Source organism: Intrasporangium sp., from assembly GCF_051961875.1.
Classification (GTDB): domain Bacteria; phylum Actinomycetota; class Actinomycetes; order Actinomycetales; family Dermatophilaceae; genus Intrasporangium_A.
Genome location: NZ_JBQCCV010000284.1, coordinates 1 through 10,708, shown reverse-complemented (window position 1 = coordinate 10,708; position 10,708 = coordinate 1). Strand labels below are relative to the sequence as shown.

At 70.8% G+C, this 10,708-nt stretch carries 12 protein-coding genes; 6 read left to right on the top strand and 6 right to left on the bottom strand.

Going from position 1 to position 10,708, the window contains the following annotated elements:
- Positions 1 to 325: 325 nt before the first annotated feature.
- The 3 genes from ACTHJJ_RS17835 to ACTHJJ_RS17825 all read right to left on the bottom strand — a co-directional run bounded on the left by ACTHJJ_RS17835 (position 326) and on the right by ACTHJJ_RS17825 (position 2,754).
- Entirely contained in the window at positions 326 to 982 is a 657-nt protein-coding gene (locus tag ACTHJJ_RS17835) for an alpha/beta fold hydrolase (RefSeq protein ID WP_440304289.1), read from the bottom strand.
- Between the two features lie 13 nt (positions 983 to 995).
- Positions 996 to 2,033 carry an L-threonine 3-dehydrogenase gene (gene tdh, locus ACTHJJ_RS17830; protein ID WP_440304288.1) on the bottom strand — a complete coding sequence of 346 codons (1,038 nt, stop codon included), beginning with the start codon at positions 2,031 to 2,033 and terminating at the stop codon, positions 996 to 998.
- 124 nt (positions 2,034 to 2,157) lie between these two features.
- Positions 2,158 to 2,754, bottom strand: a complete 597-nt coding sequence (locus ACTHJJ_RS17825; RefSeq protein WP_440304287.1) for a hypothetical protein — start codon at positions 2,752 to 2,754, stop codon at positions 2,158 to 2,160.
- Between ACTHJJ_RS17825 and ACTHJJ_RS17820 the strand changes: the two genes are divergently transcribed.
- Genes ACTHJJ_RS17820 through ACTHJJ_RS17805 form a run of 4 tightly spaced genes read left to right on the top strand, consistent with a single transcriptional unit; the run spans position 2,747 to position 5,420 of the window.
- Positions 2,747 to 3,133, top strand: coding sequence for a CAP domain-containing protein (locus ACTHJJ_RS17820; RefSeq protein ID WP_440304286.1), 387 nt, complete (start codon positions 2,747 to 2,749; stop codon positions 3,131 to 3,133). The two genes, ACTHJJ_RS17825 and ACTHJJ_RS17820, sit on opposite strands and share 8 nt — an antisense overlap.
- 34 nt (positions 3,134 to 3,167) lie before the next feature.
- Positions 3,168 to 3,680 (top strand): Fur family transcriptional regulator, encoded by a 513-nt coding sequence (locus ACTHJJ_RS17815; RefSeq protein WP_440304285.1) that lies wholly within the window; start codon positions 3,168 to 3,170, stop codon positions 3,678 to 3,680.
- 34 nt (positions 3,681 to 3,714) lie between these two features.
- On the top strand, positions 3,715 to 4,683 hold the full coding sequence (locus ACTHJJ_RS17810) for an ABC transporter ATP-binding protein (RefSeq protein ID WP_440304284.1): 969 nt from the start codon (positions 3,715 to 3,717) through the stop codon (positions 4,681 to 4,683).
- Positions 4,680 to 5,420: an ABC transporter permease gene (locus tag ACTHJJ_RS17805; protein WP_440304283.1), complete on the top strand. Its 741-nt coding sequence runs from the start codon at positions 4,680 to 4,682 to the stop codon at positions 5,418 to 5,420. The genes ACTHJJ_RS17810 and ACTHJJ_RS17805 overlap by 4 nt, the downstream gene beginning before the upstream one ends.
- Here ACTHJJ_RS17805 and ACTHJJ_RS17800 read toward each other — a convergent pair.
- On the bottom strand, positions 5,404 to 6,300 hold the full coding sequence (locus ACTHJJ_RS17800; RefSeq protein WP_440304290.1) for an aminoglycoside phosphotransferase family protein: 897 nt from the start codon (positions 6,298 to 6,300) through the stop codon (positions 5,404 to 5,406). The two genes, ACTHJJ_RS17805 and ACTHJJ_RS17800, sit on opposite strands and share 17 nt — an antisense overlap.
- Positions 6,301 to 6,414: 114 nt before the next feature.
- Between ACTHJJ_RS17800 and ACTHJJ_RS17795 the strand changes: the two genes are divergently transcribed.
- Together ACTHJJ_RS17795 and ACTHJJ_RS17790 are read left to right on the top strand one after the other, a co-directional pair.
- The gene (locus ACTHJJ_RS17795; protein ID WP_440304282.1) at positions 6,415 to 7,734 is read left to right on the top strand and encodes an MFS transporter; all 1,320 of its coding nucleotides are present in this window, start codon (positions 6,415 to 6,417) and stop codon (positions 7,732 to 7,734) included.
- On the top strand, positions 7,731 to 9,194 hold the full coding sequence (locus ACTHJJ_RS17790) for a pyridoxal phosphate-dependent decarboxylase family protein (RefSeq protein WP_440304281.1): 1,464 nt from the start codon (positions 7,731 to 7,733) through the stop codon (positions 9,192 to 9,194). The genes ACTHJJ_RS17795 and ACTHJJ_RS17790 overlap by 4 nt, the downstream gene beginning before the upstream one ends.
- A 95-nt stretch (positions 9,195 to 9,289) precedes the next feature.
- Here the strand turns inward: ACTHJJ_RS17790 and ACTHJJ_RS17785 are convergent, their stop codons facing one another.
- Together ACTHJJ_RS17785 and ACTHJJ_RS17780 are read right to left on the bottom strand one after the other, a co-directional pair.
- Positions 9,290 to 9,910 (bottom strand): superoxide dismutase, encoded by a 621-nt coding sequence (locus tag ACTHJJ_RS17785; protein WP_440304280.1) that lies wholly within the window; start codon positions 9,908 to 9,910, stop codon positions 9,290 to 9,292.
- 120 nt (positions 9,911 to 10,030) lie between these two features.
- The coding region (locus tag ACTHJJ_RS17780) for a DEAD/DEAH box helicase (RefSeq protein WP_440304279.1) at positions 10,031 to 10,708 on the bottom strand (678 nt) is incomplete at its 5' end.

The window sequence follows — 10,708 nt, the reverse complement described above, 5'->3', positions numbered from 1 at the left end:
CCGAGGCGGCGCACGAGCTCGCCGGCAACTACACCGCCAGCGTGACGGACTACGAGGCGGTGCACGCACACATCCTTCAGATGGCCGACATGCTGAGCAACGGCATCATCGGCGCCTTCCCCAACGCGTTCCACTGACCGGTCGGTGGGGAGTAGTCGTCAGGTGCCAGATGCCACGCCGTATGGCGCGAAGCCCGCTCCCCGACGTCGAGTGAGCACCCCGCCACAGCAGTCACACCCATCCTGTGACGAGAGGGACGGAGCGCTCACTCGACGTGGGGCGCGCTGGTACGGAAGGGGCGGAGCGCTCACTCGACGGGGAGGGGTCAGTCGAGGAAGGCGTGGGCGAGGGCAGCGAGCTCCTTCGGGGACGAGTCGTTCAGCATCGAGCCGCCGGCGACCGTCTCGAACCGGGCATCCGGCAGGCCCCGGGCCAGCACCTGCGCGGCGGCCCGACCGAGCCGGTCCCCGGACCCGGCCACGACGAGGGCGGGCGCATGGACCTGGCTGAGACGGCTCGTCTCGTCGAGGGTCCGCAGGGCGTCGAATACGGCGAGCATCCGCGGCCGGGAGACGCCCGCGTCGACGAGCTTGCCCTCGGGGACGATCCGCAGGGCGAGCTTCTGCATTCGCAGCTGGGCCTTCGTGGGCCGGACGAGCGCACCGGCGAGGACGAGTCGGCCCACCAGCTGGGGCCGCTCGACGGCGAGCCGCAGCGCGACGTTGCCGCCGACAGAGACGCCGAGCAGGTCGACCTGCTTCATCCCTTGCAGCTCAAGCTGGTTCGCCACGTCCAGGGCCGCGGCGTCGAGGTCGAACCCGACCGCGTCGCTCGGCTTGAGCCCGCGCATCCACGGCGCGTGCATTGCCCGCCCCGGGCCGAATGCGCTGACGAACTCCTGCCACGCGATCGGCGACTGCCCGATGCCGTGCAGGAGGACCAGCGGACGGGGCCGTGCCTGCGAGTCCGGGCTGAGCGGCATACCCGTAATCCCTTCAGCTCCAGTCAAGGAGCACCTTCCCGCACTGTCCGGAGCGAGCGGTGGCGAACGCCTTCTCCCACTCCTCGGCGGGGAAGCGGTGCGTGATGACCTGTGCGACCGCCTCGCGGAAGACCTGTGACGTCGCGATCATCTGGGACATCGCGTACCAGGTGTCGTACATCTCCCGGCCGTAGATGCCCCGGAGCGTGATCATGTGGGTGATCACCTTGCCCCAGTCGAGCTCGTAGTCCTGGTGGGGCAGCCCGAGGAGTGCGATGCGCCCGCCGTGGTTCATGTTCGCGATCAGGTCGGTGACGGCGGGAGCGGCACCGGACATCTCGAGACCGATGTCGAAGCCTTCCTTCATGCCGAGGCTTCGCTGGGCGTCGGCGAGGGACTCGCGCGTCACGTTGATGGTCAGGTCGGCGCCCGCGTCGCGGGCGAGGTCGAGGCGATAGTCGCTCGCGTCCGACACGACGACGTAGCGCGCCCCGGCGTGGCGGGCGATCGCGGCCGCCATGACACCGATGGGCCCGGCACCCGTGATGACGACGTCCTCGCCGACCATCGGCCACTGGAGGGCGGTGTGCGTCGCGTTGCCGAGCGGGTCGAAGACCGCGCCCAGGTCCGGGTCGAGCTCGGGCGGCTGGACCCAGACATTCGTCGCCGGGATGACGACGTAGTCGGCGAACGCCCCGTCGCGGTTGACGCCGATCCCCTTGGTGCGGATACAAAGATGGCGCCGGCCCGCCCGGCAGTTGCGGCACGTGCCGCAGACGATGTGGCCCTCGCCGGAGGCCCGGTCGCCGACATTGACGCTCGTCACGTCGTCGCCGACCTCGACCACCTCGCCGTAGAACTCGTGGCCGATGACGAGAGGCGGATGCACCGTCGACGCGGCCCAGTCGTCCCACTCCTGCAGGTGCAGGTCGGTGCCGCAGAGGCCGGCACGCAGGACGCGGATCTTGACATCGGTCGGCCCGCAGGTGGGTTCCGGACGCTCCACGAGATCGAGCCCCGGACCCGCGGTGAGCTTGGTCAGTGCGCGCACGTTCGCCAGTCTGCCGTATGCCGCTCAGCCGGATGAATGGTGGCAGGCGAATCGGACGTTTTTCGCATCCTGCATACAAACGGGCATTTCGCCGCTACGGTGAGCGCCTACACCTTTGGGGAGGTCACATGCCCGTACCAAGTCCCGGGTCGACGCGCCGCGCCGGCCGCCGACGCGCCTGCGTGGTTCCTGTCCTCACGATCGCGATCGTCGGCCTCACCGCTGCTTGCGGGTCCGTCAAGGCCCCCACACCCTCGGCCGCTGGCGAGGCGATCGTCCCGTCCTCGGTGCTGATGTCGAGTAGCACGTTACCGGCGGCCACCGCCGAAACCGTGCACGACACGCCGTCGCGTGTCGCGGCGGCGGCTCCGAAGGCCAGCCCGAAAGCCCCCGCGTTGAAGACCACCCCGAAGGCGCCCGCGCCGTCCAAGCCGAAGGCCGGCGTGAAGGCCGCGGCGCCGACGGCGGTTGCGGCTGTGGCGACCGTGAGCCGTCCTGCCCCAGCTCGGTCGAGCAAGCCGGCTGCGAAGCCGGCACCGAAGGCCGCGCCCAAGCCGAAGGCTGCGCCCAAGCCCGCAGCAAAGAAGACGGTGAAGGCGGCAACGAAGCCTGCGGCGAAGGCACCCGCAAAGGCGGCACCGAAGCCGGCGGCGAAGCCGGCACCCAAGACCTCGACGACCAGCAAAACCACCACGCTCACCGCGACCGCGACCGTGTCCACCTCTCCCGCCGCGCGGGTGGTCCAGCTCGTCAACGCCCAGCGCGCCCGCGTCGGGTGCCGCCCGCTCGTAGTCAACAGCGCGCTGACCCGCGCCGCGCAGGCCCACAGCCTCGACATGGCTCGGAAGAACTACTTCTCGCACACGAGCCTCGACGGGCGCACGGCGGTGCAGCGCATGAAGGCCGCCGGCTTCTCCGGCCGGATGTGGGGCGAGAACATCGCCGCGGGCCAGACCACCGCGGACCGGGTCATGACCGCGTGGATGAACAGCCCCGGGCACAAGGCCAACATCCTCAACTGTGGCTACCGCTACATCGGGGTCGGCTACGCCACGGGCGGTTACTACAAGTACTACTGGACCCAGGACTTCGGGGCCTGACGTCGCGGCGCCGCGATCGTGGCAGCATCGACTCGTGGACCCAGTCCTTCCCAGTCGCCGGCTCACCTCTGCGCTCGACCGGCTCCGAGCGCAGGGTGAGCGGGTCACCCCCGCTCGGCGAGCGGTGCTGCAGGTGCTCGACTCGGCGGACCAAGCCGACGAGCACCTGACGGCAGAGCAGATCGGTGTCCGGGTCGCCGACCTCGAGCCGACTGTTCACCGGGCCACGGTCTACCGCACCCTGACGTCCCTCACCGACGCGGGTGTCCTCTCCCACGTGCACCTCGGCGGCACCGCGACCGTCTACCACCTCGTGGCGAGCGAGGCTGAGGAGCGGGAGGCCGCGGGCGGGACGGATGCCGGCGCAGCAGCATACGGACACCTTCACACGCACCACGCGCACGTCCAGTGCGTCGGCTGCGGCCGGGTGCTCGACGTCCCACCCGAGGCGCTCGAGGGCGTGGCGAGCCGGCTCCAAGAGGAGCTCGGGTTCATCCTCGACACCTCGCATGCCGCACTGCTCGGCAGATGTGCGGACTGTTCATAGACCATCCACAGCAGAAGCGGCGCATGCTGGAGCCGTGATCTCCGTCGAGGGCCTGACGCGTCGTTTCGGCAAGACCGTCGCGGTCGACGGGCTGACCGTCGAGATCGCCGACGGCGAGGTGTTCGGACTGCTCGGTCCGAACGGTGCGGGCAAGACGACCACGGTCCGGATGCTCGCCGGCCTCATCGGAGTGACGAGCGGACGGGCGACCGTCTGCGGGATCGAGGTGACGGACCGCTCTGCGGCACCGCGGCTGCGCGGCCTCGTCGGCGTGCTCCCCGAGGAGGTTGGGCTCTACGGCGACCTCACCGCCGCTCAGACGCTCGACTTCTTCGGCCGGCTGCACCACCTCGCCCCGGATGTCCGAGCCGCGCGCATCGAGGAGCTGCTGAACCGGCTCGACCTGTGGGACCGCCGGGACATGCCCGCCTCGAGCCTGTCGAAGGGCCTCAAGCAGCGGCTCGCCCTCGCCCGGGCGCTCGTGCACGACCCACCGGTCGTCCTGCTCGACGAGCCGACGGCGAACCTCGACCCGGAGGTGGCGCGCACGGTCCGCGAGTTCCTCGTCGACCTGCGCACCCGGGGCCACACAGTCGTCATCAACACCCACCGGCTGGACGAGGCCGAGCGCATCTGTGACCGCGTCGGCATCCTGCGGACCCGGCTGCTCCGGGTCGGGGCTCCGGACCAGCTGCGTGCCTCGATGACTGGCGGCCGCGTCACCGTGGACCTGGAGAAGGTGACCGATGCAGTGCTGGAGGCGGCGCAGGCCCTGTGCGGGGGCGCTGCCGGCAACGGTCGGGCTGGCGGCTCCGCCGACATCCGGAGCCACGTCGGCGCGGTGACCAGCGTCGACCGGTCGATCACCGCGATGCTCCCCCTGGGCGCGTCCGTCGCCGATCTGGTCACGGCGGTGGTCCTCGCGGGCGGCCGGGTCACCGGCGTGACGCAGGGTGAGAGCCTCGAGGACGTCTACCTGCAGATCGTCGAGGAGCGCAGGTGAGCAGCGCGGACATCGTCACGATTGCCGGCAAGGACCTGCGAACGGCCCTGCACCGCCGCGCGATCCGGCTGTCGCTCACGCTCTTCCCCATCATCACGGCGATCGGGCTCAGCCTCGTCCTGCGCGGTGCCGGCGCGAAGAGCGGGGGCGCGATCCCGCCGGACATCCTCTCCCGCCTATTGCTCTCGTTCCTCTTCTTCTTCGTCATCGGCGCGTCCTCGCTGCCCACGGCGATCGCGGCCTACTCCTTCGTCGGGGAGAAGATCGAGCGCAGTCTCGAGCCGCTCCTCGCAACACCTGTCACAGATCTCGACGTGCTGCTCGGCAAGTCGCTCGCCGCCTTCGTGCCCCCTGTCGTCGTGACGTGGTTCGGCGGCGCGCTGTTCATCGTCCTGGCGAACCGGGAGGTCGGCCGATCCGGGGCCACGACGGGCCTGCCCAACCCGACCGCCTGGATCATCCTCGGGCTCGTCATCCCGCTGTCCGCGCTGCTCAGTGTGTTCGTCAGTGTCCTGGTCTCGGTCCGGGCCACCGACACCCGCTCGGCTCAGCAGGCCGCGGGCCTGCTCGCGCTCCCCTTCGCCGCCATCTACGTCCTGTCCGAGATCCAGATCATCTCGCTCGACCCACCGGGGATGCTGACGCTGGCCGGGATCATCGCGGCCGTCGACATGGTCCTCTTCGTCCTCGCTCGGGCCGCCTTCAACCGGGAGGAGATCCTCACTCGGTGGCGCTGAGGAGCGCCTCGATGCCCTGCCGGGCCACCCTGACCATGGTCGGGTTCGTCTCGAGGTAGTACGGCAGCGCGATGACCGCCTGCGACACGACTGCCCCGCGTGCCCGGGTCCAGGCCGCGTCGTCGACGCTGTCCTCGAGCAGTCGCCGGTAGCGGCGCCGAGAGGGCGGATCGAGGACGAACCACGCCGGCGTGAGATCCCAGGCGGGGTCGCCCGTGGCGACGCCCCCGAAGTCGAGCACGCCCACGAGCCGGCCGTCGCGCACGAGCAGGTTCGGCGGGATGAGATCGGTGTGGACCCAGCGCGGCGGACCGGTCCAGTGCGGGGCGGCGAGCGCCTCGTCCCAGATCTGCGTCACGGCCCTGACGTCGACGAGCCCCTCGCACTCGAGGATCGCGGCCCGGAACGTCTCGTCCCGATAGGACAGGTGCCGCCCACGCTGGAACCCCTCACTGTCGGGTGGCGGGACGTCGGCCGGGTCGGCGGACCAGAGGTCCGTGCAGAGTCGGGCCAGCGTGTCGGCGGCCTCGTCGAGCGAGCGGATGGGGGCCGACAGCGCATCGGCACCGACGAGCCACTTCACGACCGCCCAGGGGAAGGGGTACTCATCCGTGGCGACGCCGGTGGCGCGCACCTCCGGCACCTCAAGGTGGATGAGCGGGCGCAGCTTGGGCAGCCAGCGGATCTCCTTGACCAGGCCGCTCACCGCGTCCTCATGGAGCGGCAGGCGCACCGCGAGGTCGTCACCGAGGCGGAACACCGCGTTCTCCGTCCCACCCGACGCGAACCGCACGATCGGCGCGTCGGCGAGGTCGGGGAACTGTCCGGCCACGAGGGACCGGACGACCGACTCGTCGATCGACACCTCATGCTCGTGCATGCGCCCCACGTCCAGACTCTGACGCCAACGCGGCCGCCTATCAACCACCCACATCGGCGCGGCGACAGTGTCGTATCACGACACTTCAGGGGGACTCGGATTACTGTGCCGGTCATGGCTGAGGTGTCGACGGCGCTGCCCGCCTCCGTGCGCCGCGGCTACGGGCTCGGGTCCGTGGCCACGGGTGCCTTCGGGACCGTCCCGGGGCTGCTCCTGCTGCCCTACCTCACCGACCATCTCGGCGTCGCGGCCGGCCTCGCCGGCGTCATCGTCTTCGCCCCGAAGGCGTGGGACGTCCTGCTCAACCCCGTCGCCGGCCGGATCTCGGACAGCAGCGAGCACCGCGACGGCGGCCGGCGTCCCTTCCTCATCCGCGCCGGCCTGCTGCTCTCCCTCGCCTTCGCGCTGCTCTTCCTCGGCCCCGTCACCCCGATGTGGCTCGGCGCGGCCTGGGTCGCGGTCGCCTACCTCGCGTGCGCCACCGCGTACGCGTTCTTCCAGGTGCCCTACGTCGCCATGCCGGCCGAGATCACCGACGACTACGACGAGCGGACCCGGCTCATGACCTGGCGGGTCGCGGTGCTCGCCCTCGCGATCCTCGTCAGCGGTGGCGCCTCCCCGGCGATCCGGGACGCGCTGGGTCGCGAGTGGGGCTACCGGGTCGTCGGCTTCTTCGTCGCGGGCCTCATCGCCTTCGGTGCCTGGGCGGCCTGGCACGGGACGCGGGCGGCCCCGGTCCGCCGACCGCACGCTGCGGGCATCGGGTTCGGCACGCAGATGCGCATCATCGCAACCGACCGGCCGTTCCGCCTGTTGCTGACCACCTTCGTCCTGCAGGCCCTCGCGACCGGGGCAATGCTCGCCGGTGTCGACTACGTCGCCACATGGGTCATCGGGACGAAGCTGTCCGCGACGATCCTCTTCGTCTGCTTCGTGGCACCGGCGCTCGTCGTCACGCCGCTCTGGCAGCGCTACGGCGTCCGGCGCGACAAGAAGCGCGGCTACCTGCTCGCCTCGGTCCTCCTCGGCCTCGGTGCGCTCGTCGTCGTCCTCGCGCGAGGCCTGCCGGTCGCGGTCGTCTACGCCGCCGTCGCGGTCGTCGGTGTCGGCTACGCCGGCGCGCAGCTGTTCCCGCTCGCCATGCTGCCGGATGTCGCGAGCCGCAATGCCGACGCCCACACGCGGGTGGGCGTCTACACCGGCATCTGGACCGCCGGGGAGACGCTCGGGCTGGCCCTCGGCCCCGGGCTGTATGCCGCTGTGCTCGCTCTCGGGGGCTACGTGTCCTCCCGCGCCGGTGTGGTTGTCGTGCAGGCAGACTCGGCGCTGACCGCGATCGTCGTCGGCTTCTCGGTGGTGCCGGCGGTCCTCGTCGGGCTCTCCCTCATCACCCTGACCCGCTACTCCCTGACCAGAGAGGTGGAGCCTCGATGACGGGCGCCAGCGCCGACGAGATCCTGACCAGGCTGACCGCGCTGCGGACGCACGACGTGCCGACGCACGGTGGCCGGACCCTGGCCTACGTCTACGACTCCGGCCTCGCCGAGGCCGACGCCATCGGTCGTGAGGTCCTCGGGCTCTTCGGGTCGACGAACGGTCTGGACCCGACGGCGTTCCCGTCACTGCTCGCCATGGAGCAGGACCTGGTCGGGATGGCCGGCGAACTGCTCGACGCGCCAAGCGGGTTCGCCGGCGTGGCGACCTCTGGCGGGACCGAGTCGGTCCTGCTCGCGGTCCTCGCCGCGCGTGACGCCAGGCCCGACGTCGCCGCCCCTCGGATGGTGCTGCCGACCACCGCGCACGCGGCCTTCCACAAGGCCGCGCACTACTTCCGAGTCGAGCCCGTCCTTGTCGACGTCGACCCGAAGACGAAGCAGGCCGATCCGGATGCGATGGCCGGCGCCATCGACGACTCGACCGTCCTCGTCGTCGCGTCCGCACCGTCCTACGCCCACGGTGTCATCGACCCGGTCGACCGGATCGCTGCCGCTGCCAAGGCCGCCGGGGTGCGCTGTCACGTCGACGCCTGCATCGGCGGCTGGGTCCTGCCCTTCCTCGACCAGGAACCCGCGCAGGAGCCGTGGACCTTCGCGGTCGACGGCGTCACGAGCATCTCGGTGGACCTGCACAAGTACGGCTACACGCCGAAGGGGGTCTCCCTGCTGCTCCACCGGTCCGCCGACCTGCGCCGGACCCACTTCTACGCGTCGGCTGCCTGGCCCGGCTACACGATGCTCAACACGACGATGCAGTCGACGAAGTCCGGCGGGCCCCTGGCGGCGGCCTGGGCCGTCGTCCGGCACATCGGGCTCGACGGCTATCGCCTGCTCGCCGGGCGCGCGCGGGACGCCACCCTCGCCGTCGCGGCCGCGGTGAGCGACATACCTCAGCTTTCCCTTGCAGCGCAGCCGGACTCGACGCTCCTGGCGATCATCGCCGACGAGACCTGTGACGTCTTCACAATCTCGGACGAGCTGCTGGCGCGCGGCTGGTACGCGCAGCCGCAGCTCAGCTTCGGTGACCTGCCGGCCACGCTGCACCTCAGCCTGAGCGCCGTCACGCTCGACTCCGTCAGGGACCTGGCTCGGGACCTCGGCGCGGCGACGGATGCAGCGGTCGCGGCGGGTCCGGTCGCCCCCGCCGAGGAGCTTCTCGTCGCGGCGAGTTCGGTCGACCCCGCGCTGCTGGACGAGGAGACCCTCATGGGCCTGCTCAGCGTTGCCGGCATGACTGGCTCGAACGGCTCGCTCGCGCTCCCGGAGCGGATGGCGCCGCTCAACGCGCTCCTCGACGTCCTGCCGGCCGAGCTCCGGGAGGGGCTGCTGCTCGCCGTCCTCGACCGGCTCACCCGGCCGCCCGCCTCCCCGGTCGAGGTAATGCCCGGACACGACTGACCGGTAATCACCTCGAACCGGGCCTCGGCACAAGCGAAGGGCGGGAACCCGACATCCGGGTGCCCGCCCTCGTGGCTGGCTCAGCGCGTGGACGCTCAGGCAGGGACGATGAGGCCCTGCGTGCTGCGGGCGCGCTCGAGGCGCGCGGAGACGTCCTGCCAGTTGACGACGTTCCACCAGGCCTTGACGTAGTCGGCCTTGACGTTCTCGTACTGCAGGTAGAACGCGTGCTCCCACATGTCGAGCTGGAGGACCGGGACCTGCCCGACCGGGACGTTCCCCTGCTGGTCGAACAGCTGCATGATGTTGAGCCGCTGGCCCAGCGTGTCCCACGCAAGGATCGACCAGCCGGAGCCCTGGATCGCGTTGGCGTTGGCGTTGAACTGCGCCTGGAACTTGTCGAAGCCGCCGAAGAACTCGTCGATGGCTGCCTGGACCTCGCCCTCGGGCTGGCCGCCGCCGTCCGGGCTCATGTTCTGCCAGAAGACGGAGTGGTTGATGTGCCCGCCGAGGTGGAAGGCGAGGTTCTTCTCCACCCCGTTGATGGCGGCGAAGTCACCGGACTCGCGCAGCTCCTCGAGCTTTGCGACCGCCGCGTTGGCGCCGTCGACGTAGGCCTTGTGGTGCTTGTCGTGGTGCAGCTCCATGATGCGCGCGCTGATGTGCGGCTCGAGGGCTGCGTAGTCGTAGGGGGGATCGGGGAGTGTGTAGACCACGTGTCGTTCCTTTCGTGCAGACAGGTCGGTTCCGACCACTCTATGCCGTGCATGTCGTGACCCGACAGGAGCCTTCCTCAGCCCGTCGATGAGGCAGCGGCGGCCGGGCGAGCGCGGCGGTCAGGGCAGGTCGAGCAGGGCCTTGACGTCCTCTGCGCTGATCGCACCGGAGAGCGCGCCGCCCTCGTCGACGACGCGCTGGAAGAGGTCGCGCTTGCGCTCCTGGAGCGCGACGACCTTCTCCTCGATGGTGCGGGAGGAGACGAGGCGATAGACCGTGACCGGTTTGTCCTGCCCGATGCGGTGGGCCCGGTCGATCGCCTGCGCCTCGGCGGCCGGGTTCCACCACGGGTCGAGGACGAAGACGTAGTCGGCCTCGGTGAGGGTCAGGCCGAAGCCGCCGGCCTTGAGGCTGATGAGGAACGCGGCCGACTGCCCGTCGCGGAACTGGCGGATCACCTGCTGCCGGTTCGGCGTCGTGCCGTCGAGGTAGCAGGTGCGCAGCCCGGCCGCGGTGAGCGCGGCCTCGGCTCGGCGCAGGAAGCCGGTGAACTGGGAGAAGACGAGGGCCCGGTGGCCCTCCTGGTCGAGCTCGCGGAGCCGCTCGACGAGCAGCTCGAGCTTGGCCGCCATGGCGCGCCCCTCGTGCTCCGGCTCGACGAGTGCCGGGTCGAGGGCGAGCTGCCGCAGTCGGGTCAGCGCCGCGAGGATGGCGACCCGGTTGGCTTCGGGGTCAGCGAGCAGCCCGAGCACGCGCTGTCGCTCCCGGGCGAGGTGCCGGTCGTAGACGTGACGGTG